20 protein-coding genes are annotated in these 22048 nt (G+C 63.5%); 7 read left to right on the top strand and 13 right to left on the bottom strand.

What is annotated here, in order from left to right; translation table 11 throughout:
- Nucleotides 1-33: 33 nt before the first annotated feature.
- The 11 genes from ACOZKU_RS14415 to ACOZKU_RS14365 all read right to left on the bottom strand — a co-directional run bounded on the left by ACOZKU_RS14415 (nucleotide 34) and on the right by ACOZKU_RS14365 (nucleotide 11863).
- Nucleotides 34-744, bottom strand: a complete 711-nt coding sequence (locus ACOZKU_RS14415) for a hypothetical protein (protein WP_421579457.1) — start codon at nucleotides 742-744, stop codon at nucleotides 34-36.
- Between the two features lie 13 nt (nucleotides 745-757).
- A complete protein-coding gene (gene lipA, locus ACOZKU_RS14410) occupies nucleotides 758-1801 on the bottom strand; it encodes a lipoyl synthase (protein WP_421579456.1) in 1044 nt (347 codons plus the stop codon).
- A 22-nt stretch (nucleotides 1802-1823) separates the two neighbouring features.
- Nucleotides 1824-3269, bottom strand: a complete 1446-nt coding sequence (lpdA, locus tag ACOZKU_RS14405; RefSeq protein ID WP_421579455.1) for a dihydrolipoyl dehydrogenase — start codon at nucleotides 3267-3269, stop codon at nucleotides 1824-1826.
- Nucleotides 3270-3327: 58 nt separating this feature from the next.
- Nucleotides 3328-3969, bottom strand: a complete 642-nt coding sequence (locus ACOZKU_RS14400) for an SGNH/GDSL hydrolase family protein (RefSeq protein ID WP_421579454.1) — start codon at nucleotides 3967-3969, stop codon at nucleotides 3328-3330.
- Between the two features lie 15 nt (nucleotides 3970-3984).
- A complete protein-coding gene (locus tag ACOZKU_RS14395; RefSeq protein WP_421579453.1) occupies nucleotides 3985-5322 on the bottom strand; it encodes a pyruvate dehydrogenase complex dihydrolipoamide acetyltransferase in 1338 nt (445 codons plus the stop codon).
- Between the two features lie 15 nt (nucleotides 5323-5337).
- Nucleotides 5338-6723 (bottom strand): pyruvate dehydrogenase complex E1 component subunit beta, encoded by a 1386-nt coding sequence (locus ACOZKU_RS14390; protein WP_421579452.1) that lies wholly within the window; start codon nucleotides 6721-6723, stop codon nucleotides 5338-5340.
- A gap of 17 nt (nucleotides 6724-6740) precedes the next feature.
- A complete protein-coding gene (pdhA, locus tag ACOZKU_RS14385) occupies nucleotides 6741-7787 on the bottom strand; it encodes a pyruvate dehydrogenase (acetyl-transferring) E1 component subunit alpha (protein ID WP_314094068.1) in 1047 nt (348 codons plus the stop codon).
- Nucleotides 7788-7936: 149 nt separating this feature from the next.
- The gene (locus tag ACOZKU_RS14380) at nucleotides 7937-8245 is read right to left on the bottom strand and encodes a septum formation initiator family protein (protein ID WP_314094071.1); all 309 of its coding nucleotides are present in this window, start codon (nucleotides 8243-8245) and stop codon (nucleotides 7937-7939) included.
- A gap of 477 nt (nucleotides 8246-8722) precedes the next feature.
- Nucleotides 8723-9997, bottom strand: a complete 1275-nt coding sequence (eno, locus tag ACOZKU_RS14375) for a phosphopyruvate hydratase (RefSeq protein WP_314094073.1) — start codon at nucleotides 9995-9997, stop codon at nucleotides 8723-8725.
- Nucleotides 9998-10128: 131 nt separating this feature from the next.
- Nucleotides 10129-10968: a 3-deoxy-8-phosphooctulonate synthase gene (kdsA, locus tag ACOZKU_RS14370; RefSeq protein WP_117371050.1), complete on the bottom strand. Its 840-nt coding sequence runs from the start codon at nucleotides 10966-10968 to the stop codon at nucleotides 10129-10131.
- 1 nt (nucleotide 10969) lies between these two features.
- On the bottom strand, nucleotides 10970-11863 hold the full coding sequence (locus ACOZKU_RS14365) for a VOC family protein (RefSeq protein WP_421579451.1): 894 nt from the start codon (nucleotides 11861-11863) through the stop codon (nucleotides 10970-10972).
- 146 nt (nucleotides 11864-12009) lie between these two features.
- Here ACOZKU_RS14365 and ACOZKU_RS14360 point away from each other — a divergent pair, with 146 nt between their 5' ends.
- The 3 genes from ACOZKU_RS14360 (at nucleotide 12010) to ACOZKU_RS14350 (ending at nucleotide 15485) form a co-directional block, all read left to right on the top strand.
- Nucleotides 12010-13245 (top strand): NAD(P)/FAD-dependent oxidoreductase, encoded by a 1236-nt coding sequence (locus tag ACOZKU_RS14360; RefSeq protein WP_421579510.1) that lies wholly within the window; start codon nucleotides 12010-12012, stop codon nucleotides 13243-13245.
- Between the two features lie 96 nt (nucleotides 13246-13341).
- Nucleotides 13342-14082, top strand: coding sequence for a metallophosphoesterase family protein (locus ACOZKU_RS14355; RefSeq protein ID WP_421579450.1), 741 nt, complete (start codon nucleotides 13342-13344; stop codon nucleotides 14080-14082).
- A complete protein-coding gene (locus tag ACOZKU_RS14350) occupies nucleotides 14082-15485 on the top strand; it encodes a serine/threonine protein kinase (protein ID WP_421579449.1) in 1404 nt (467 codons plus the stop codon). Before ACOZKU_RS14355 ends, ACOZKU_RS14350 begins: the two co-directional genes overlap by 1 nt.
- On the opposite strand, the gene ACOZKU_RS14345 is transcribed toward ACOZKU_RS14350, so the two are convergent.
- Nucleotides 15486-16445: a GlxA family transcriptional regulator gene (locus tag ACOZKU_RS14345; protein WP_421579448.1), complete on the bottom strand. Its 960-nt coding sequence runs from the start codon at nucleotides 16443-16445 to the stop codon at nucleotides 15486-15488.
- A gap of 96 nt (nucleotides 16446-16541) precedes the next feature.
- Between ACOZKU_RS14345 and ACOZKU_RS14340 the strand changes: the two genes are divergently transcribed.
- Together ACOZKU_RS14340 and ACOZKU_RS14335 are read left to right on the top strand one after the other, a co-directional pair.
- The gene (locus ACOZKU_RS14340) at nucleotides 16542-17087 is read left to right on the top strand and encodes an isochorismatase family protein (protein ID WP_421579447.1); all 546 of its coding nucleotides are present in this window, start codon (nucleotides 16542-16544) and stop codon (nucleotides 17085-17087) included.
- A gap of 283 nt (nucleotides 17088-17370) precedes the next feature.
- On the top strand, nucleotides 17371-18522 hold the full coding sequence (locus ACOZKU_RS14335; protein ID WP_421579446.1) for a ceramide glucosyltransferase: 1152 nt from the start codon (nucleotides 17371-17373) through the stop codon (nucleotides 18520-18522).
- A gap of 6 nt (nucleotides 18523-18528) precedes the next feature.
- On the opposite strand, the gene ACOZKU_RS14330 is transcribed toward ACOZKU_RS14335, so the two are convergent.
- Nucleotides 18529-19119 carry a TetR/AcrR family transcriptional regulator gene (locus tag ACOZKU_RS14330; RefSeq protein ID WP_421579445.1) on the bottom strand — a complete coding sequence of 197 codons (591 nt, stop codon included), beginning with the start codon at nucleotides 19117-19119 and terminating at the stop codon, nucleotides 18529-18531.
- A gap of 118 nt (nucleotides 19120-19237) precedes the next feature.
- On the opposite strand from ACOZKU_RS14330, the gene ACOZKU_RS14325 reads away from it, so the two are divergent.
- A complete protein-coding gene (locus ACOZKU_RS14325; RefSeq protein WP_421579444.1) occupies nucleotides 19238-20461 on the top strand; it encodes an MFS transporter in 1224 nt (407 codons plus the stop codon).
- A 202-nt stretch (nucleotides 20462-20663) separates the two neighbouring features.
- Nucleotides 20664-22040 (top strand): MATE family efflux transporter, encoded by a 1377-nt coding sequence (locus ACOZKU_RS14320; RefSeq protein ID WP_421579509.1) that lies wholly within the window; start codon nucleotides 20664-20666, stop codon nucleotides 22038-22040.
- Nucleotides 22041-22048 lie beyond the last annotated feature (8 nt).

The following is a 22048-nucleotide window of genomic DNA, read 5'->3' as shown; positions in this document are numbered from 1 at the left end:
TGCCATCTGCATACTCTCAGCTTCGCTGTTCTATTATAGGCCGGCGTCAGCTGCCGGTGGCCTGCTCGCCATGTTCGAACTGTCGCGCAAATATGCGTTGATAAGTATCGGAGCAACAACAATCTCGCGAAACACGCCTAAGGTCTCAAAGATAACGGCAGCGCTAGCCGATATGATCAGGTGCTGTGTGGCAATCTTTGACAAAACAAATGCAACGGACAGCAGGCTATTGATCGAGACAAGTATGCCGAAGGTGGAAATTATCGGCCCTTTTGTGCGTTGGAAAATCAATCGTCGTTCTGGGTCATCAGCGACCGCTGAGACGACCCAAACACCGAATATGCTCCAGACGAGGCTGCTTAGAAGCACGGATGGTATCTGGAGAAGAATCAAGTTGAACGCAGGAGACAATTTTAAATTAGAAACGACAGTAAAGAGAGCGAAATACGGAGCAGTCCAACATAACCCGATGGCCAATGTTCTAAGAACGTATGACCAGATAGTGGAGTTCACTTCGAGCGGCTTCCTGCCTTTCGGGGCTAAATAGCGATACATATCCACAAGCGCGGTGTATCCGACAAACAGCAGCGCCACCAAGGATGCCATGGGCAGAAGAAACTGCACCGAAGGCGCGACCTCATTGCTTTCCGCCAACACCGAACTGGCAATGCCCAAAACGACAGCGGCAATCGCTGGGAAAGGCCGAGCCCGCAGATAAAGCTTGCAAGATTCAAAAATGGACATGAATCACGGAAAACTAGGCGGTTTTCCGGGCCAGCCTTTCGCGCGCCGCCTTCAGCCGGGCGAAGTCATCGCCGGCATGGTGCGAGGAGCGCGTCAGCGGGCTCGACGACACCATCAGGAAGCCCTTGGCATAGGCGACGGTCTCGTAGGACTTGAACTCCTCCGGCGTCACGAAGCTCATGACGGCGTGGTGCTTGCGGGTCGGCTGGAGATACTGGCCGATGGTTAGGAAGTCCACGTCGGCGGTGCGCAGATCATCCATCAGCTGGAGCACTTCGTTGCGCTCCTCGCCGAGGCCCACCATGATGCCCGACTTGGTGAACATGGTCGGATCCAGCTCCTTCACGCGCTGCAACAGGCGAACGGAGTGGAAGTAGCGCGCGCCCGGGCGGACCGTCAGGTAATTGCCCGGCACGGTTTCCATATTGTGGTTGAAGACGTCGGGCTTGGCGGCGACGACGCGCTCAAGCGCGCCCGGCTTCTTCAGGAAGTCCGGTGTCAGGATTTCGATCGTGGTCAGCGGCGAGGCCGCGCGAATGGCCCAGATCACCTTCTCGAAGTGCTCGGCGCCCCCATCGGCAAGATCGTCACGATCCACCGAGGTGATGACCACATGCGACAGCCCCATTTGCTTGACGGCTTTGGCGACGTTTTCCGGTTCCGCCATGTCGAGGGCGTTGGGCTTGCCCGTCGCCACGTTGCAGAAGGCGCAGGCGCGGGTGCAGATCTCGCCCATGATCATGAAGGTCGCGTGCTTCTTGTCCCAGCACTCGCCGATATTCGGGCAGCCCGCCTCCTCGCAGACCGTCACCAGTTTATGCGAGCGCACCAGATCGCGCGTTTCCTGATAGCCCTTGGAAACCGGCGCCTTGACGCGGATCCATTCCGGTTTGCGCAGCACTTCCGTGTCCGGCCGCTTGGCCTTTTCCGGGTGGCGCACCCGCTTGGCGTCAGGGCCGGGATTGGTGCGATCAAGAATGGTGACCATGTCGTTTCCACTTTCCTGGCAGGCTTTCGCGCCTGTCTTGCGGACACTGAAAAAGTGAGCCCGCCTCATGTGGAGGCGGGCTTTAGCACGTTCAAGCGTTGAGCGCACGCCCATAGGCATCGAGCACGCTTTCCTTCAGCGTTTCCGAAATCGTCGGATGCGGGAAGATCGTGTGCATCAGCTCCTCCTCGGTCGTCTCGAGGTTCATGGCTATGACGAAGCCCTGGATCAGCTCAGTCACTTCAGCGCCCACGAGATGCGCTCCGAGCAGCTCGCCGGTCTTCTTGTCGAAGATCGTCTTGACCAGACCCTGGTCTTCGCCGAGCGCAATCGCCTTGCCGTTGGCGACGAAGGGGAAGCGACCGACGCGGATATCGCGGCCCTGTTCCTTGGCCTTGGCTTCCGTGAGGCCGACCGAGGCGACCTGCGGGTGGCAATAGGTGCAGCCCGGGATCTTGGACTTGTCCATCGGATGCACGTTCGGCAGGCCGGCGATCTTCTCGATGCAGATGACGGCCTCGTGCTCGGCCTTGTGGGCGAGCATCGGCGGGCCGGCGACGTCGCCGATGGCATAGATGCCCGGCACGTTGGTCTTGCCGTAACCGTCGATGGCGATGAAGCCGCGGTCGGTCTTCACGCCGATCGCCTCAAGGCCGATATTCTCGACATTGGCCTGCACGCCGACGGCAGAGATCATGCGGTCGGCGGTGATCTTCTCGACCTTGCCGTCCTTCATCTCGACATGGGCGGTGATGGAGTTGGCGCCCTTCTCCACCTTGGCCACCTTGGCCTCCAGATGGATCTTCATGCCCTGCTTTTCGAACTGCTTCTTGGCGAGTGCCGAGATTTCGACGTCCTCGACCGGCATGACCGACTTCATCACCTCGACGACCGTCACCTCGACGCCCAGCGTGCGGTAGAAGGAGGCGAATTCGATGCCGATGGCGCCCGAGCCCATGACGAGGAGCGACTTCGGCATTTCCTCCGGCTTCATCGCTTCGAAATAGGTCCAAATCAGCTTGCCGTCGGGTTCGATGCCCGGAAGCGCGCGCGGACGCGCACCCGTGGCGATGACGATGTTCTTGGCGGTGTAGGTGCCTTCCGGAAGAACATTCTTCGGCAGCGGCGCCTGCGGCTGCTGGATCGCCTTGGTCGTCTTGGAAACGACGATCTCGCCCGGCTTGGTGATCTTGGCCTCGCCCCAGATGATGTCGACCTTGTTCTTCTTCATCAGGAAGCCGACGCCGCCGTTCATACGCTGGGCTATGCCGCGCGAGCGGGCGACGATGGCCTTCAGGTCCGGCGTCACCGTTCCCTCGATCTTGATGCCGTAATCGCCGGGATGCTGGGCATAGTGGAAGATTTCGGCCGAGCGCAGCAGCGCCTTGGTCGGGATACAGCCCCAGTTGGAGCAGATGCCGGCGAGATGCTCGCGCTCCACGATGGCTGTCTTCAGGCCGAGCTGCGCCGCACGGATCGCGGCAATATAGCCGCCCGGACCCGAACCGATAACGATGACGTCGTAAGTCTGAGCCATGTCGTTTCCTGCCTCACTTGTTGCGCGGGAACGAAGCGCCGCGTCTTGATTTTTTTGGTTACAATCCGAGCATCATGCGCACGACCGGCTCGAGACCCTTGCCGATCGCCCGCGTGTTCTTCGCATCGAGATGCACGCCGTCGAGCGGTGTCGTTTCCGCAACCGAGCCGGCATCGAAGAAGCCGCAGCCGATCTCGTCCGCCAGGTCCGCATAGAGCGTCGCCAGCATCGCCGATTGCTCGATACCGCCGGCAAACATCGCCGCGAAGGCGGTGTTGGCGGTTTCGCAGAGCGGCGGCGGGGAGACGATGAGCACCTCCGGCCCGCCCTCCTCGCTGAAAGACCAGGCGTGATGGCGCACCAGCTCCGCCAGCCGCTCCATGCCCTGCACGGCGCCGAAGGCCGTGCCGCAGATGGTCGGCTTCATGTCATTGGCGCCGAGGAACAGGATGACGAGGTCGATCGGGTCGTGGCTGTGCAGGATGGTCGGCAGAATGCGGGCACCATTGCGGTCGCAATCCGCCAGATGGTCGTCATAGGCGGTGGTGCGGCCGTTGAGGCCCTCCGCGATCACGGTGACATCGGGTCCCAGCGCTTTGGCGAGCACGCTCGGCCAGCGATCCTCAAAGGCATGCCGGTCGAGCGTTTCCGCGTTGTAACCCCAGGTCAGGCTGTCGCCGTAGCAGAGAACCGTCTTCATGGCCGCACCCCGCTATCAGACGAGCATCCCCATCGGGCTTTCGATATAGCGCTTGAAGGCCCCGAGCAGCTCGGCGCCGAGCGCACCGTCCACGCAGCGATGGTCGGTGGAGAGCGTGACCGTCATCGCGTTGACGATGACCATCTGCCCCTTCTTGACCACGACGCGCTCCGTGCCTGCACCGACCGCCAGGATCGTCGCATGCGGCGGGTTGACGACGGCGGCGAAGTTCGAAACGCCCATCATGCCCATGTTGGAGACCGCCGTCGTGCCGCCCTGGTACTCTTCGGGCTTCAGCTTGCGTTCCTTGGCGCGCTTGCCGAGGTCCTTCATCTCGTTGGAGATGGCCGACAGGCTCTTCAGTTCGGCGCTGCGGATGATCGGCGTGATCAGGCCGCCCGGAATGGAGACGGCGACGCCGACATCCGCGTGCTTGTGCTTGACCATGTTCGTGTCGGTCCAGGAGACGTTGGCATCCGGCACGTCGCGCAGCGCAAGCGCCATGGCCTTGATGACCATGTCGTTGACCGAGAGCTTGTAGGCCGGCTTGCCGTCCTTCTCCGGTGCGGAACCGTTGATCTGGGCACGAAGGGCCAGAAGCGCATCGAGCTCGACATCCACGGAAACGTAGAAATGCGGGATCGTCTGCTTGGATTCCTGCAGGCGCTTGGCGATGGTCTTGCGCATGCCATCATGCGGCACGAGCTCGTAGGAACCGGCCTCGAACAGCTTGAGCACGGCCTCTTCCGACATGCCCTTGGGGGCAACGGCGGGGGCGGCGGATGCAGCAGCAGCCGGCGCTACGGCAGCGGCGGGCTTGGCACCGCCGGAGGCAATCGCCTTCTCGACGTCACCCTTCACCACGCGGCCATGCGGGCCGGAACCGGTGACCGACTTGATGTCGACGCCGGCGTCCTTGGCGATGCGGCGGGCGAGCGGCGAGGAGAACAGGCCATTGCCACCATGGTTTTGCGCGGCCGCAGGAGCGGCAGCAACGGGAGCCGGAGCGGCGGCGGCCGGCTTTTCTGCTTCCTTCGGTGCTTCGGCAGCCTTGGCTTCCGCCTTCGGAGCGGCCGAACCGCCGCCCGCAGCGGCGGCGGACACATCTTCGCCATCGGCGGCGAGGATGGCGATCAGGCTGTTGACCTTCACGCCTTCCGTACCGGCGGGAACGACGAGCTTGGCAACGACGCCCTCGTCGACGGCTTCGACTTCCATCGTCGCCTTGTCGGTCTCAATCTCGGCAATGACGTCACCGGATTTCACGGTGTCGCCTTCCTTGACGAGCCACTTGGCAAGATTGCCCTCTTCCATGGTTGGGGACAGGGCCGGCATCGTAATGTTGATCGGCATACGCTAACCCTCCCTTTATTTGTAGCAGACGGTTTTGACCGCCTGGACGACTTCGCCGACGTTCGGAAGCGCCAGCTTTTCGAGGTTCGCGGCGTAGGGCATCGGAACGTCCTTGCCGGCGATCGTCAGGATCGGCGCATCGAGATAGTCGAAGGCCTGTTGCATGACGCGGGTCGCGATTTCGGTGCCGACGGAAGACTGCGGGAAGCCTTCTTCCACGACGACGAGGCGGCCGGTCTTTTTGACCGATTCGATGATCGTCGGCAGGTCCATCGGACGGATGGTGCGCAGATCGATCAGTTCGACGTCGATGCCGTCCTTCTCGAGTTCCGCGATCGCCTTGAGAGCATAGGTCATGCCGATACCGAAGGAGACGACGGTGACGTCGTTGCCCTTCTTGTGGATGCGCGCCTTACCGATCGGCAGCACGAAATCGTCCATCTTCGGCACTTCGAAGCTCTGGCCGTAAAGGATTTCGTTTTCAAGGAAGATGACCGGGTTCGGGTCGCGGATCGCCGCCTTGAGAAGACCCTTTGCGTCGGCTGCCGTATAGGGCATGACGACCTTGAGGCCGGGCACGTGGCTGTACCAGGCGGCATAGCACTGCGAATGCTGGGCGCCAACGCGGGCAGCAGCACCGTTCGGGCCGCGGAAGACGATCGGGGCACCCATCTGGCCGCCCGACATGTAGAGCGTCTTGGCGGCGGAGTTGATGACGTGGTCGATCGCCTGCATGGCAAAGTTGAACGTCATGAACTCGACGATGGGCTTCAGGCCCGTCATCGCCGCGCCGACGCCGAGGCCGGCAAAGCCGTGTTCGGTGATCGGCGTATCGACGACGCGGCGGTCACCGAATTCCTGCAGAAGGCCCTGGGTGATCTTGTAGGCGCCCTGGTACTCGGCCACCTCTTCGCCCATGACGAACACGTCGGCGTCGCGGCGCATTTCCTCGGCCATGGCGTCGCGCAGCGCTTCGCGCACGGTCGTCATTACCATTTCGGTGCCGGTCGGAATATCCGGATCGGCGGCGACTTCGCCCTTCGGCTGCGCCGGAACGGGCGCGGCAGCGGCGGCCGGTGCGGCAGCAGCCGATGCCGGCGCTTCCGCCGGCTTTTCGGCAGCGGCGGCCTTCGGGGTCGCAACCGCATCGCCGCTTTCGCCGTCCTGCAGCAGCACGGCAATGGCCGTGTTGACCTTGACGCCTTCGGTGCCGGCAGCGACCAGGATCTTGCCGATCACGCCTTCATCGACGGCTTCGACTTCCATCGTCGCCTTGTCGGTTTCGATTTCGGCGATCACGTCGCCGGACTTGACGGTGTCACCCTCGTTCTTGACCCATTTGGAGAGCGTACCCTCTTCCATGGTCGGAGACAGGGCGGGCATGAGAATCTCGATTGGCATTGGTGTCCCTCCCCGGATTACAGCAGGATGTCGGTGTAGAGTTCGGATGCATCCGGCTCCGGATCGGCCTGCGCGAAATCGGCGCTGTCGGCGACGATGTCACGGATGTCCTTGTCGATCTGCTTGAGATCGTCTTCGCTGGCCCAGCCCTTTTCCAGAAGGCGCGCGCGCACCTGCTCGATCGGGTCATGCTCGGAGCGCATTTTCTGCACTTCGTCCTTCGAGCGGTACTTCGCCGGGTCGGACATCGAATGACCGCGATAGCGGTAGGTCAGCATTTCGAGAATGATCGGGCCCTTGCCGGAGCGGCAGTGCTCGACGGCCTCGTCGGCCGCAGCCTTCACGGCGCGGACGTCCATGCCGTCGACCTGGTAGCCCGGAATGCCGAAGGAGGTGCCGCGCTCGGAGAAATTCGTCTGGGCCGAGGCGCGCGAAACCGAGGTGCCCATGGCGTAGCGGTTGTTCTCGATGATGTAGATGACAGGCAGCTTCCAGAGAGCGGCCATGTTGAAGCTTTCGTAGACCTGGCCCTGGTTGGCCGCGCCATCGCCAAAATAGGTCAGCGAGACGTTGTCATTGCCGCGATAGCGGTTGGAGAAGGCAAGGCCCGTGCCGAGCGACACCTGGCCGCCGACGATGCCGTGGCCGCCGTAGAAATGCTTCTCCTTGGAGAACATGTGCATAGAGCCGCCCTTGCCCTTGGAAAGGCCGCTGCGACGCCCGGTCAGTTCGGCCATCACGCCGCGCGCGCTCATGCCGCAAGCCAGCATGTGGCCGTGGTCGCGGTAACCGGTGATAACCTGGTCGCCTTCCTTCAGCGCCAGCTGCATGCCGACCACGACGGCTTCCTGGCCGATGTAAAGATGACAGAAGCCGCCGATGAAGCCCATGCCGTAGAGCTGGCCGGCCTTTTCCTCGAAACGCCGGATGAACAGCATCTCGCGATAGGCTTTCAGGTCGTCTTCCTTGGAAAAGTCGGCAATCGTGCCGCCGTTGAAGTCTTTCTTCGCAGGCTTTGCCGCAATCTTGCGGCTGGACGTGGACGCGATCTTACGCGGAGCCATCGGTTCCTCCCTATGTTTGCCCTTTTGACGAAACCATAGGGAAGAATGCCCATCGTAGCAATGCTATAAATGCATGGCTTATATTCTCGGCAAGCCACTGATTAGTAAGGCATATTTACGATTAACTTGATTTCGGTTAATCGACCTTATCAGTGGAAAATGACGATTTCGTCGGCCCTGGACATGTTGAGATAAGAGCGCGCTTTCTCGTCGAGCATGTCACGCTCGAGCGAACCATCGCTCATCAGAGCTACCTCTTTTTCCAGGATCTGGCGCTGCCGCACGAGCACGTCCAGACGCGCCTGCCGTTCCACTCTCTGTCGCTCGAAATCCTCCATTCCGCGCAGACCTAAGTCGCCATGGATGGAATGATAACCGAAGTAGGAAAGGAATGCGACTGTAATTACCGGCAGCGTCAGCCGCCCGAATTTCCGCTTCTTATGATGTTTGGTCCACATGCACGTGCCCCGATACGCAATACGGATTTTATACTAGCGCCAAGGGGTTAACCGATCATTGACCATGATGGGCGGGGCGGGAAAAAGCCTGCGACGCGCGGACGAAAGGAGCAAGGCGGCATTCGGAGCGTGGATCCTCGGGTCAAGCCCGAGGATGACGAAAGAAGAGAGGCGACGGGATTAAAGCACCCGCATGGCATGCCGAAAAGCGCAATTAAAAGTCCCTCGCCCTTCGCCTCCATCCTCATCATCACCCGAGCGAACCTTGCCTCTCTCATCCGCACGAATCTGCCTTCCTCCCACAGATCTCCCCTCCGTCATCCTCGGCCTTGAGCCGAGGATTCAAGCCGCACGACAGATGCTGCATGGAAAAAGCAGGCATAGCGCATACCGTTAGCGCCTATGCTCACACCCTAAAAAAACAAAACCCGCGCCTCTCGACGCGGGTTTCGCCATTTCGGAAAAACTGTTTTTCGATCAGCCGCGCAGGATACCACGGCCGGCATACTTGGCCTGGGCGCCCAGCAGTTCCTCGATGCGGATCAGCTGGTTGTACTTGGCGGTACGGTCGGAGCGGGCAAGCGAGCCGGTTTTGATCTGGCCGCAGTTGGTGGCGACCGCCAGATCGGCAATCGTCGAATCCTCCGTCTCGCCCGAGCGGTGCGACATGACGGCGGAATAGCTTGCCTTGTGGGCAGTCTCGACGGCGTCGAGCGTTTCCGACAGCGAGCCGATCTGGTTGACCTTGACGAGGATCGAGTTGGCAACGCCCATCTTGATGCCGTCGCGCAGGCGGGCCGAGTTGGTGACGAACAGGTCGTCGCCGACGAGCTGCACCTTTTTGCCGATCTTGTCGGTCAGCGACTTCCAGCCGTCCCAGTCATCCTCGGCCATGCCGTCCTCGATCGAGAAGATCGGATACTTGGCGGCGAGCTCCGCCAGGTATTCGGCCATGGCTTCCGGCTCCAGCGTGCGGCCTTCGCCTTCCAGAACGTACTTGCCATCCTTGAAGAACTCGGTCGAAGCGCAGTCGAGCGCGATATGCATATCTTCGCCCGGACGGTAGCCGGCCTTCTCGATCGACTTCATGATGAAGTCGAGTGCGGCCGGCGCCGAAGCGAGACCCGGCGCGAAGCCGCCCTCATCACCAACGTTCGTGTTGTGGCCATCGGCAGCGAGCTGCTTCTTCAGCGTGTGGAACACTTCCGAGCCCATGCGCACGGCGTCGCGGATGTTGTCGGCGCCGACGGGAACGATCATGAATTCCTGGAAGTCGATCGGGTTGTCGGCGTGGGCGCCGCCATTGATGATGTTCATCATCGGCACCGGCAGGACGCGGGCGTTCGGGCCGCCGACATAGCGGAAGAGCGGCAGGTTGGCGGCTTCGGCAGCAGCCTTGGCGACGGCGAGCGACACGCCGAGGATGGCGTTGGCGCCGAGGCGGGCCTTGTTCGGTGTGCCGTCCAGCTCGATCATCGTCTGGTCGACGGCGATCTGGTCTTCAGCCTCGAGGCCGCCGATCGCTTCGAAGATTTCGCCGTTGACGGCGGCGACGGCATTTTCGACACCCTTGCCGAGGTAGCGCTTGCCGCCGTCGCGCAGTTCGACGGCTTCGTGCGCGCCGGTCGAGGCGCCCGAGGGAACGGCCGCGCGGCCGAAGCTGCCATCCTCGAGGTGCACGTCCACTTCGACGGTGGGGTTGCCGCGGCTGTCGAGAATCTCGCGGCCGATGATGTCGATGATAGCAGTCATGGATATCGTCCTGGTTCGGGGTTTATTAATCGATTAAAATCCACTTTTAATCGACGATGCAGAAATTACAATGGCGTTGCCGCCCAAGAAAAAACGGATGACACGCCTTCGTGTCATCCGTTTGAAATGTCTTATGCCTTGGCGATATCGTCGAAGGCGACCAGCTTTTCCAGAAGCCGCGGCATGTCCTTCAGATGCACCATGTTGGGACCATCGGACGGCGCATTGTCGGGATCCTCATGGGTCTCGACGAAGAGGCCGGCAATGCCGACGGCAATCGCCGCGCGCGACAGCGTCTCGACGAACTTGCGGTCACCGCCGGACGAACCGCCCTGCCCGCCCGGCTGCTGCACGGAATGGGTCGCGTCGAAGACGACGGGCGCGCCGAGCGAGGCCATGATCGGCAGCGAGCGCATGTCAGAGACCAGCGTGTTGTAGCCGAAGGAAGCGCCACGCTCACAGAGCATGACATTCGGGTTGCCGCTGTCGGTGAATTTTGCCAGCACGTTCTTCATGTCCCAGGGGGCAAGGAACTGGCCCTTCTTGACGTTGATGACGCGGCCGGTCTTGGCGGCGGCGACGAGCAGGTCGGTCTGGCGCGACAGGAAGGCCGGGATCTGCAGCATGTCGACGGTCTTGGCGACGATGCCGCACTGCTCTTCCGTATGAATGTCCGTCACGACGGGAAAGCCGAAATCCTTCTTGAGGTCGGCGAAGATTTCCAGCGCCTTCTCCAGGCCGATGCCGCGCTTGCCTGAAAGCGAGGTGCGGTTCGCCTTGTCGAAGGACGACTTGTAGACGAGGCCGATGCCGAGCTTGTCGGTCATTTCGACCAGCGCGCCGGCCATCATATAGGCATGGTCGCGGCTTTCCATCTGGCAGGGGCCGGCGATCAGCGAGAAGCGCGCGGTCTGCGAGAAGGTGACCTTCTTCGGCCCATCGCCGACGATGACGGTCGAATTTGTTTGCATCTTATTCTCCGAAGACAAAATGGACGCCCTGACCGGGCGCCGGCGGCACCACGATACGGTTTTCACGCATCTGGAACGTCACGCCGTGTAAGGTAAGTGCGCGCTGACACGCATCAAGGCTCGCCACCTTGAACACCACCGCCCGCCCCTTGAGGCCGCGGTCCGCACCGGCCACCGGCGCGATACCGTAGAAACCTTCAAGTCCCGCATCGTTCAGAACCGTGATGCGGCCGCGCGGCGTCTCGACGGACATGCCGAAGGACAGCGCCTCGACCTCGCGCTCGTCGGCCGCCTCCTGCACAAGATACTGGAAATCGGTCGGGTTCTGTTCCGACAGGATGACCTCGGCCAACGCGACAACCCCGTTCTCGTGGGTTTCCAGCGCCTTGCGGTCGGACGGCAGCGGCTGGACGCGCTGCGAGGCGAAGAAGAAGAAATCGGGGCTGCGCAGGTCGGCGGCGAAGGCGAGCCGGAAGCTGCCGGTCGCCGAAGTGCCGTCGGGCAGCAGCATGTCGCGGGAAAATTCGAGCACCGAACCGCCGGAAAGGCCGGCCGCCGCGTAGCGCCTGTTATCGTCGAGGGCATCGTTCGTCGCCATGGCGATGCCGGAGAAGCCCTCGATGCCGCGGCGAAACCGGAAGGCCTGGTCGCGGGCGATGAAGGCGTTGCCCTCGCGTGCCGCTTCCTCGCACTCCTCGCGATTGGCAATGCCGAGCGGTTCCAGATAGCTGCCGTCGGACAGAAAGACGCAACAGTTTTCCGTACCGAAGGGATGGCGGGCGTCCTTGGCGACGGTGAAGCCGAGCGCCGTCAGCCGGTCACGGGCAACACCGAGATCGGACACCGGCAGCACCAGATGGTCGATCGGGCGGGGCGTTCTCGAACGCACGGTCATGGCGAAAAATCCGGTCGTGTTTCAGGCGCCCCGTGCTTTGCATGCTTTCCGCCCGCAATGCAAGCGCGCATGGCGTCGGCGGGCTATAGCGGGAACTTTTCCCGCTCCCGGCCATTTCGAGCCGACATTCTGCTCCGGAGCCCGCCATTCCCACCTCCCGCGACATCACCCGCCAGCGCGCCCTGCACGCATCCCGCCCGCTTTGGGCCGACACGCCACGCCTGTCGCTTCGCCTGCATCAAGCGCCCACCGCGCGCGATTACGACGTCATCATCATCGGCGCCGGCATTTCCGGGGCACTGATGGCGCACGCGCTGGCGGACGGAAAGCGCCGCGTGCTCGTCGTCGACCGGCGCAAGCCCGTGCATGGCAGCACGCTCGCCAGCACCGCGATGATCCAGCATGAGATCGATATTCCCCTGCACAGGCTGGCGGACATGATCGGCGAGGCCAATGCCCGCCGCGCCTGGCAACGCTCCGCCCGCGCGGTGGAAGAACTCTCGCAGATCGTCACCGACCTTGGAATTTCCTGCGGCTTCGAGCGCAAGAAAACCCTGTTTCTCGCCGGCGACGCCTACGGCCAGCGCGCGCTGCGGTCGGAAGTGGGAGCCCGCCATGCGGCGGCGATCGAATCGGATTTCCTCGATGCCGCGACGCTTGCCGAGCGTTTCGGTCTGGATCGCACCGGCGCGATCCTCAGCGACATCTCCGCTTCCGCCAATCCCGCCCAGATGGCCGCCGGCATCCTGCGTGCGGCGATGGGACGGGGCGTCGAGGTGGTCAGCCCGCTGGAGATCACCGATCTCCACGCGACGGCCGACGAAGTCTTTCTCGCAACGTCTGATGGCCGGATCCTCGCGGCCCGCCATGCCGTCTTCTGCTCCGGCTACGAATTTCACGAAGCCGTCGCCAACGAAAACCACGCCATCGTCTCCACCTGGGCGCTCTCCACGCCACCCGATACGACCCTGCCGGACTGGCTCAAGGAGTGCATCATCTGGGAAGGGGCCGATCCCTATCTCTATCTGCGCCGCACGCGCGACGGACGGCTGATCGCCGGCGGCGAGGACGAGGCCAGCGAGGATGCCTATGCCTCGGCCACGAAGCTCCGGCAAAAGGCCAAAACCATCCGGCGAAAGGCCGGCGCCCTGCTCGGCGTCACGCTGCCGGAGCCGGATCACGTCTGGGCAGCGCCCTTCGGCATTACCCGCACCGGCCTGCCGCTGATCGGCCGGGTGCCGAAGCATCCAAACGTCTTCGCCGTCATGGGGTTTGGCGGCAACGGCATCACCTTCAGCCAGATCGCTGCCGAAATCGTCTCCGCCGACATTGCCGGCCAAGGCGATGCCGATGCGGATCTTTTTGCCTTCGAAAAGCCGTGACCGAACGCGATTCGGCTGCGTGATATTCCTCTTCCGTTGAATGGCAGCATGCGGCAAGGCGCGCTATGCTCGGCACCTGCAACCATCAGGACGCCCATGCTGCTCGCCATTCTCTCCGATATCCACGGCAACCGCGAAGCCTTCGAGGCGGTGCTGGCGACAGCGCAGGCCGCCGGCGCGGAGCGCTTCATCGTGCTCGGCGATATCGTCGGCTATGGCGCGGATCCCGAATGGTGTGTCGAGATGGCAAAGTCGCTGGCGGAATCAGGCGCGATCGTGCTGCGCGGCAACCATGACGACGCCATCTCCAATGCCTCCGTCACCATGAACCCGACCGCGACGATGGCGCTCGAATGGACGCGCCGGCAGCTGGGCGCCGATGCCCGCGCCTTCCTCGCCGCCCTGCCGCTCAAGGCACGCGAGGGCGATTGCCTCTTCGTGCATGCGGATGCCAGCGCACCTTCCGACTGGAATTATGTGCTCGATGCCAGCGATGCCGGCCTGCATCTCGGTGCCTGCGAGGCGCGGGTCAGCTTCTGCGGCCACGTGCACAAGCCGGCGCTCTACTGCACGGCCCCCGGCGGAAAGGTCACGCATTTCCGCCCGGTGGCGGCGACGCCCGTGCCGCTTCTGCCGCAGCGCCGCTGGCTTGCCGTGATGGGCGCCGTCGGCCAGCCGCGCGACGGCAATCCCTGCGCCGCCTTCGCGCTCTACGACACGGAGAGCGCCGAGCTGCGTTTCCTGCGCGCCGCCTATGATATCGCGACGGCTGCGGGCAAGATTCGCGCCGCCGACCTGCCCGTCTCGCTGGCCGAGCGATTGTTCGAGGGCCGCTGATGGTGACGGGACGGCTGAAACCCGGCGACGTGATCGACGGTTTCCTCATCGAGGCCATCGCGCACAATGGCGGCATGGCGCGCATCTGGCAGGTTTCCCGCCCGGATATCGATTGCCCGATCCTGATGAAGGTGCCGGTCATCGGCGAGGGCGACGATCCCGCAGCCATCGTCGGCTTCGAGATGGAGCAGATGATCCTCCCGCGCCTTACCGGCCCGCATGTGCCGCGCTTCGTCGCCAACGGCGATTTTGCCACCCTGCCCTATATCGTCATGAAGCGCCTGCCCGGCACATCGCTCTATCCGCTGCTCGAACGCCTGCCGCTGTCGCCCGAGGAGGTCGCCGCCATCGGCGCAAAGGTCGCGGTCGCGCTCGATTCGCTGCACCGGCAGCATGTCGTGCATCTCGATCTCAAGCCCTCCAATGTGATGTTCCGCGAAAGCGGCGAGGCCGTGCTGATCGACTATGGCCTTGCCCGCCACATCCACCTGCCGGACCTGATGGACGAGCAGTTCCGTCTGCCCTACGGCACCGCGCCCTATATGGCGCCCGAACAGGTGCTCGGCACGCGCAGCGATTTCCGCAGCGACCTCTTCGCGCTCGGCGTCATGCTCTATTTCTTCGCGACCGGCGAGCGCCCCTTCGGCGATCCGCAGCGGCTCAAGGGCCTGAAACGCCGGCTCTGGCGCGATCCGCTGCCACCCCGCGCCCGCAATGGCGCAATCCCACTCGCGCTACAGGAAATCATCCTGCGCTGCCTGGAGGTAAACCCCGCATGGCGCTATCCGAGTGCGGCACAGCTCACGCTCGACCTGCAGGACCTGTCCGCCGTCAAGCTCACCACACGGGCGGAGAAGATGAAGCGTGACACCTTCGGCACCGTGCTGCGCCGTCGCTTCAATCCGGTGCCGATCGAGACCGTGAAGCCGCAGACGGCGGAAGCACAGCTTGCCAATGCGCCGATCGTCGCCGTCGCGATCAACCTTTCGAACAGCACGCCGGAGCTGGACGAGGCGAAGCGCCGAACGGTCGCGCGCATCATCGAAAACACGCCGGACGCCCGCATCGCCTGCCTCAACGTGCTGAAGATCAATCGCATTGCGCTCGATACCTCGCTCGACGAGGAAGGCCGCAACAAGCATGTCATGCGGCTGGTGGAACTGCGAACCTGGTCGACGGGCCTGCCGACACCCGGCGGCGGCATTACCTTCCATGTGCTGGAGGCCGTTTCGCCGGCCGATGCCATCCTCGCCTATGCCCGCGAAAACCATGTCGACCATATCGTGATGGGCGCACGCGCCGAATCGGCCATGCGCTCGATGCTCGGCAGCGTCTCCGGCGAGGTGGCGGCGCATGCGCCCTGCACCGTCACTGTGGTGCGCAACCGCACGCGGCCTGAATGATCAGGACCGGAAGCGCTTGCGATACTCGCCAGGCGTCAGCCCGACGATGCGGGCAAAGACTTTCCGGAAGGCACCGGGATCGTTGTAGCCGACATCCACCGCGACGCTGTCCACCGAGCGTGTGGTGAACTGCAGCAGCTCCTGCGCCTTGGCGACGCGCAGCCGCTGGCAGTAATCCGAGGTCGTCAGCCCCGTCGCCTTGCGGAAGCGCCGCAGAAACGTCCGCTCCTCCAGCCCTGCCTGCGCGGCCAGCACATCGATCGCGGTTTCCCGCGCCTCGTTTGCCTGAAGGAAATGCTGCACTTTCAGAATGGCCGCATCGCCATGCAGCAGGCGCGGCGAGAAGGTGCTGTAATAGCGCTGCTCGCGGCCGGGCGGATCGACGACGAACTGCCGGGCAACCTCCAGCATGATCGTCGGCCCGAGAAAGCGGTCGATCAGTTTCAGCCCGAGATCGACCCAGGCCATCACGCCGCCGGCCGTGACGATATCGCCGTCCTCGCTGAGCAGGCGGTCCGTATCGACGGTCACGTCGGGAAAGCGCACCTCGAAGGTTTCGGCGATAACCCAGTTGGTGGTGATCGTGCGGCCGGAAAGCAGGCCTGTCTCGCCAAGCAGGAAGGCCCCGGCGCAGATCGAGGCGAGCTGGATGCCCGACGCGTGGCAATCGCGCAGCCAGACGGCAAAGGGCGCCGCCTCCTCGCACAGGATCGGATCGCCAAGCGCCGGTGGCAGCACCAGCACGGCCGGCCGCGCTGCCGTATCCGGCGTTGCGCTGGCATCCGTCCTGACCGGCTTGCCGTCCTCCAGCCGCCAATGGCTGACGCGGATCTTCGCGCCCGCCCCGCATTTCCTCTGCGCCATATGGGTCGCCGAATTGAAGAGGTCCGTCATGCCCAGCACGGCCGCCATCTGCGCGCCGGGATAGATCACCACTCCGATTTCGGCTGAGGAGACCATGTCACTTTCACCCTTGATTATGTCGGTATCGCCAATGGCGAGAGATGGCAGGATGGAGGAAGAATGTCCATGACACCAACGAGGAAGGATTTTTCCATGAGCAAACGCGCCGTCATCATTGTCGATCTCCAGAAGGATTATCTCGCCACCGGCAGCTTCGCACTCGAAGGCATCGACGCCGCCGCCGACAACGCCGCCCGCGTCGTCGCGGCCGCCCGCAGCCGCGGCGACGCGATCGTCCATGTCCATCACGTCTCGCTGGAAGCCGATTCGCCGCTCTTTGCGCCGAATACGGATGGCATCGAGCCGATTGCCGCGGTGAAGCCGGAGGCTGGAGATGCCGTCGTCATCAAGAACTACCCCAACTCCTTCCGCGACACCGTCCTTCAGGACACGCTGAAGGCCGGCGGCATCAACGAGGTCGTCGTTCTGGGAGCAATGAGCGACGTCTGCATCGACGCCACCGCCCGCGCCGCCGCCGATCTCGGTTATGACCTGACGGTGGTGCACGATGCCTGCGCCACGCGCGACAAGGCTTTCGGCGATTCGGTCGTGCCGGCCGCCCAGGTGCACGCCACCATCATGTCGGCGCTGGAATTCGGCTACGGCAAGGTCACGACGACGGCGGAATACCTCGCCTGAGCGGGAAGCCTTTAAGCCCAAAGATCCTCTCTGCCTGCCGGCATCGCCCCCATAAGTCGGGAAGGCTAGCAGCTTGCTTTTCCTGCAAATCCTGTCCGCCGAGTGTGCCGCAAGATAAGTCCCTCCCCCTTTGTGGGGAGGGACTTAGAGAGGGGTCTTCCCCTTCCGTAAACGTCTCGACATCCTGCCGTCATTCCCCTGTCATATGACAATGGTGTTCCTTCGCGCGTGAATGCACCCCCGCCGCCGCCTGAAATCGTGGCGCCTTTCGGAGACTGCGTGAATGGACATGGCCCAGGCCTTCGCCCTTGCTTCGGGCGCTCTCATCGCGACCAATCTCGCGAGCATCCTCATTGCCGGCAGACGGCTGGATGCCCTGGGCGCACCGCCGCCGGACCTGCGCAAGAAGCCGCCGGTCTCCATCGTCATTCCCGTCCGAGGCATCGAGAATTTTACCGGCGAAACGCTGGAGCGGGCCTTCCGTCTCTCCTGGCCGCGTTATGAGCTGCTGTTCTGCGTCGCCCACGGCAACGATCCGATCATCCCGCTCATCGAAAAGACCGCCGCCGCCCATCCCGAAATCGCGATGCGCATCCTCATCGGCGACGACCGCATCAGCGCCAATCCGAAACTCAACAATTGCGTGAAGGGCTGGCAGGCCGCGCAATACGATTGGGTGATCCTTGCCGATTCCAACGTGCTGATGCCGCCCGACTACATCCAGCATCTCATGGGCAGCTGGCGCAGTGATTCCGGCCTCGTCTGCTCCACGCCGCTCGGCTCGCGGCCGGAGGGTTTCTGGGCGGAGGTGGAATGCATGTTCCTCAATACCCAGCAGGCGCGCTGGCAATATGCCGGCGAGGCCCTCGGGCTGGGCTTCGCGCAGGGCAAGAGCATGCTGTGGTACAAGCCGATGCTCGATGCGAACGGCGGCATCCATGCGCTGAATGCAGAGATCGCCGAAGACGCCGCCTCTACCAAGCTGGTGAACCGGCTCGGCCTGAAAGTCCATCTCGTCTCCGCCCCGTTCGAGCAGCCGCTCGGCCACCGCACCGAACAGGAGATTTGGTCACGCCAGGCCCGCTGGTCGCGCCTGCGCCGAGTCACCTTTCCGAGCTTCTTCGCGCCGGAAATTCTGCTGGGCGTGCTGCCGCCCTTGCTGCTTGCGCTCGCCGCCGTCGCGCTGGGCGACCTGACGCTCCTGCCGACCGTCTTCATGGTGCTTGCCGGCATCTACCTGCCGGAACTCGCCCTGGCGCGCGCCAAGGGCTGGCATCTGTCGCGCTGGTCCGTGCCGGCGATGATGGCGCGCGATATGATGATGCCGGCCATCTGGCTGCGCGCCTGGATCGGCGGCACCATCGACTGGCGCGGCAACACGATGACGATCGGCACCAATGCCTCCGAACTCAAGGAAGCTTCGGCGGGCTCCTGACGGGCCTCACGCTTTCGCGCGCAGGCCGTCCAGCACGGTTCGGAAGCCGCGCACCGCACGCTTCGAGGTGTCTTCCGGATCGTCCGAGTTGGCGATCCAAAGCGCCGCATGGCTGCTGGCGCCGTTGATCAAGCGGGCGGCGGCTTCGGTGTCGATCTCGGCCATCGTTCCCGCCGCCTTCAGCTGGTCGATGCTGCGGCTGAGTGCGGCGATACAGCCGCGGCTCGTCGGCCATTGCGAGACGTCGCCCAGCACCGCCGGCCCGTCGCGGAACATGATGCGCTGGATTTCCGGCTCCAGCGCCATTTCGATATAGGCGACGCACTCGTCGACAAAACCCTGCCAGCGGTTGGGCGCGGCCGCCGAGATGCGATTGAGCCGCACCGTCATTTCCGAATCGATTTCACCCATCACGGCCTGGAGCAGCCCCTTCTTGTCGCCGAAATGATGGTAGAGCGCGCCGCGCGTCAGCCCGGCGCTTGCGGTAAAATCATCCATGGATGCATCGGCATAGCCGACGGCGCCGAAGGCCTGGCGGCCGGCGGCGATCAGCTTTGCCCTTGTTTCGGCGATCATTTCCTCGCGCGGCTTGCGCATGGCATCTCCTATTCACATACGTCGCGTATTTTATTTGACATACGCCTCGTATGCAACTATTTCCTAAACATACGCCACGTATGTAAGTGGTGGAACCGCCCGTTTACAGGAGCAGGCCATGTCCAACCCGTACAAGGAAATTTTCAGCGTACCGGGAACCAAGGGGTTCTCCGCCGCCGGCTTCCTCGCCCGCCTTCCCATCGCCATGGCGCCGATCGGCATCGTCGCCATGCTGTCGCAGACCCATGGTGAATACTGGCTCGCCGGCGCCGTTTCGGCGACCTATGCGCTGACCAACGCCCTCATCGCCCCGCAAATCTCCCGCGCGGTCGACCGCTACGGCCAGTCGGCCGTGCTGACGCCAACCACTATCGTCTCCGTCGTCGCCTTCCTCACGCTGATTGCCGCGGCAAACCAGGGCTGGCCGATCTGGACGCTGTTTGCCTCCGCGCTGCTTGCCGCTGCCATGCCCAGCATGCCCGCCATGCTGCGCGCCCGCTGGACCGAGCTTTTCCGCGACCGTCCAGAACTCAACACCGCCTTCGCCTTCGAATCGGCGGCCGACGAGCTCGTCTATATTGCCGGCGCGTCGCTGTCGGTCGGCCTTGCCGTCGCGCTCTTCCCGGAGGCTGGCATGCTGATCAGCACGGCCTTCCTGGCGCTCGGCACCCTTGCTTTCGTGCTGCAACGGGCAACGGAACCTACCGTCCGCCATGTCGTCGGCAGCGCGCCGCAGAAATCCGCAATCCGCCTGCGTCCGATCCAGATCATCACGCTCGCCCTCGTCTTCGTCGGCGCCACCTTCGCCACGGCCGAAGTCAGCGCGGTCGCCATCACCAAGGATCTCGGCCAGCCGAATGCCGCAAGCCTGGTCATCGGCGTCTACGCCATCGGCTCCTTCGTCGTCGGCCTCGTGCTCGGCGCGTTGAACCCGAAGCTGGCGCTGCAGAAGCAACTGATGATCGCCGTCAGCGTTCTGGCGCTCACCGCCCTGCCGCTGCCCTTCGCCGGCTCGGTGCCGATGCTCGCCATCGCAGTCTTCGTCAGCGGTGTCGCCATCTCGCCCACCTTCATCACCGCTTTCGGCATCGTCGAGCGCCGCGTGCCCGAGGCGATGCTGACGGAGGGCGTTACCTGGGTCACGACCGGTATCGGCATCGGCATGGCGCTGGGCGCCTTCGTCGCCGGCTGGGCGGTCGATACATTCGGCCCGCACCACGGCTTCTGGGTCTCCGTCGTCGCCGGCGCCAGCGCCGCCTTGACCATCGCACTCGGCCAGCGCTCGCTTGCCGGAGAGGATTGCGACGACGGCGTCTGCCCGCTGCCGCAGGCTGCCGAATAGGTCCGCAAGGCCCGGCCACCGTGCCGGGCCTTCGCCCTTGCGGCTTGACGCCATCGCGCCACATCGGTAACGAGCACTCCAAGGTTTCAGATACCTGCCGCTCGCAGACGAAAGTCCCGGTGAAATCTGATCTTGGACGACCCCGACCCTCGAAGCATTTCGTGCGGCAGGCAATGCGAGCCCCTCCCTCTCATCGGAATGCATAGGAGGAGAGCGGGATGTCGCAAGACCATTCCAACCCATTCTGACCGCGCCGCTCGGTGCGCTTTTCGCCAGGACGGCAGCACCCATCGTCTTCGTCATGAGCATGAACGGGCTTTTGACCGTCATGGATGCCGTGATGCTCGGCCTCTATGCCGGGCCGAAGGCCGTCGCTGCCGTCACGGCGGTCTTTCCCGTCTTCATGCTGCTGGTGGCACTCGCCACGCTCGTCGGCAGCGGCATGGCAAGCCTGCTCGCCCGCCGCCTCGGTGCAGGCGATCTGCCGGCGGCACGCAATGCCTTTGCCGCCGCCCACTGGCTGGCGCTGGCCATCGGCGCGGCCTTCATCCTGGCCTTCCTCGCCGTTGGTCCCGCCCTCATCGCCGCCATCGCCAATGGCGCACCGGTGCTCGAAACGCTGGCCTATCGCTATATCGCAATCGTCGTTTTCTTTTCACCGCTCCAATTGCTGCTGGCCGTCAATGTCGACGCACTTCGCTGCGAGGGTCGCGTCGGGCTGATGGCGCTGGCGAGCCTTTTCATCTCGCTCGCCAACCTCGCCTTCAACTACATCCTGATCGTGGAGCTCAACCTCGGCGTCACCGGCTCCGCGCTCGGAACCGTGCTGGCGCAAATTTTGGCGCTCGGCATTCTCGTGGTGTTCAGGACTGTCGGCAAAACGAACCTGCGCCTTGCAGACATCATGGGCAAACCATCCCGCCTGTCCGAATCGATACGAGACATCCTCGCGCTCGGCGCGCCGCAAAGCCTCGGCTTTATCGGCCTTGCGCTTGTGTCCGCTGCCGTCATCGCCGCCCTGCAAATCTCGGCAGGCAGCACCTATGAAACCCTGGTCACGGCCTACGGCATCGTCACTCGCATCCTGACCTTCGCCTATCTGCCGCTGCTCGGCATGAGCCAGGCCGTGCAGACAATCCTCGGCAACAACCATGGCGCTGGTCTCAAGCAACGCGCCAATGTGGTGCTGCGCCTGGGCCTCGCCGCCGTGCTCGTCTATTGCCTCGGCATCGAGATCCTGCTCGTCGCCGTGCCCGGCCATATCGCCAGCCTGTTCGTCGCGGATGCATCCGTCATCGCTGCCGTCAGCCGCATCATGCCGATCATGGCCGCGCTCTACATCGTCTCCGGCCCACTCATGGTCATTGCCGGTTCCTTTCAGGCAATCGGCGATGCCAAACGCGCGGCCCTGCTGAGCCTCGCAAAGCCCTATCTCTTCACCATGCCGCTGGTGCTGGCCCTGACCATGCTGTTTGGTGAAGGAGGCATCTGGTTCGCCATGCCGGCGGCGGACGGGCTACTGCTTGTCCTTACGGCCATCACGTTACGGCAGGCGACGCGGCGCACGATCACCGAATAAAAAACCGC

Source organism: Shinella sp. M31, assembly GCF_049199205.1.
GTDB lineage: Bacteria > Pseudomonadota > Alphaproteobacteria > Rhizobiales > Rhizobiaceae > Shinella.
Note: the sequence above shows the minus strand (reverse complement) of the source record. Positions and strands in the feature narration are given on the sequence as shown.